General features: G+C 67.8%; 1 protein-coding gene. It reads left to right on the forward strand.

Translation table 11 applies throughout. From position 1 onward, the window contains the following. Position 1 precedes the first annotated feature (1 nt). Positions 2–1,450 (forward strand): glycerol kinase GlpK (gene glpK / locus GL284_RS21200; RefSeq protein ID WP_155046387.1); only part of this gene is annotated, 1,449 nt, incomplete at its 3' end.

Here is a 1,450-nt window from a genome sequence, read left to right on the forward strand (position 1 = left end):
CATGACCCAGATCCTAGCCATCGACCAGGGGACGACGTCGTCCCGCGCCATCATCTTTGACAGCGACCTTCAGGTCGTGGCGCAGGCGCAAGAGGAATTTCCGCAGCATTTTCCGCGCTCTGGCTGGGTCGAGCATGACCCGTCCGACCTGTGGGCCACGGTGGCCGCCACCGCCCGCGCGGTGATCGAGAAGGCCGGGACCGGGGCCAGATCCATCGCCGCCATCGGCATCACCAACCAGCGCGAGACCGTGCTGGTCTGGGACCGCAAGACCGGCAGGCCCATCCACAATGCCATCGTCTGGCAGGACCGCCGCACCGCCGATCTGTGCGAGGCGCTGAAGGCCGATGGCCATGAGGACATGATCCGCGCCCGCACCGGGCTGCTGCTGGACCCCTATTTCTCGGGGACGAAACTGAAATGGCTGCTGGATCATGTGGACGGCGCCCGCGCCCGGGCCAAGGCCGGAGAGCTGGCCTTCGGCACCGTCGACAGCTGGCTGATCTGGAACCTGACCGGCGGCAAGACCCATGCGACGGATGCCACCAATGCCGCCCGGACGCTGCTCTATAACATCGCCGAAAACCGCTGGGACGAGGGTATCTGCGCGCTGCTAGGCATCCCCATGGCCATGCTGCCGGACGTGCGCGACTGCGCCGATGATTTCGGCACCACCCGCGCCGATCTGTTCGGCCGCGAGATCCCGATTCTGGGCGTCGCGGGCGATCAGCAGGCCGCGACCGTGGGGCAGGCCTGTTTCCAGCCCGGCATGATGAAATCGACCTATGGCACGGGCTGTTTTGCGCTGCTGAACACCGGCGATCAGATCGTGCCCTCGCAGAACCGGCTGCTGACGACCATCGCCTATCGGCTGGACGGCCGGACGACCTATGCGCTCGAGGGCTCGATCTTCATCGCGGGCGCGGTGGTGCAATGGCTGCGCGACGGGCTTGGCATCATTCGCCATGCGGCGGAAACCCAGCCTTTGGCCGAAGCGGCAGATGCGGGTCAGCAGGTGGTGCTGGTGCCGGCCTTCACCGGGCTGGGCGCGCCCTATTGGCGGCCCGATTGCCGCGGCGCGGTCTTTGGCCTGACGCGCAATTCCGGCCCGGCCGAGCTGGCCCGCGCGGCGCTGGAAAGCGTCGGCTTCCAGACGCGCGACCTGCTTGAGGCGATGCGCGCCGACTGGCCCGATGCGGGCGGGGTGCTGCGCGTCGATGGCGGGATGGCGGCCAGCGACTGGACGATGCAGTTCCTGTCCGACATTCTGGGCGCCCCGGTCGACCGCCCCGACGTGACCGAGACCACCGCTTTGGGCGCGGCCTATCTGGCCGGGCTGCAGGCAGGCCTCTGCCCCCCGCCAGACCAGTTCGCAAAGCGCTGGCAGCTGAACCGCCAGTTCACGCCGCAGATGGATGACAAGCTGAGGGACCAGAAATATAGGCGGTGG

Source organism: Paracoccus shanxieyensis (genome assembly GCF_009711265.1).
In the GTDB taxonomy this organism is placed as follows: Bacteria; Pseudomonadota; Alphaproteobacteria; order Rhodobacterales; family Rhodobacteraceae; genus Paracoccus; species Paracoccus shanxieyensis.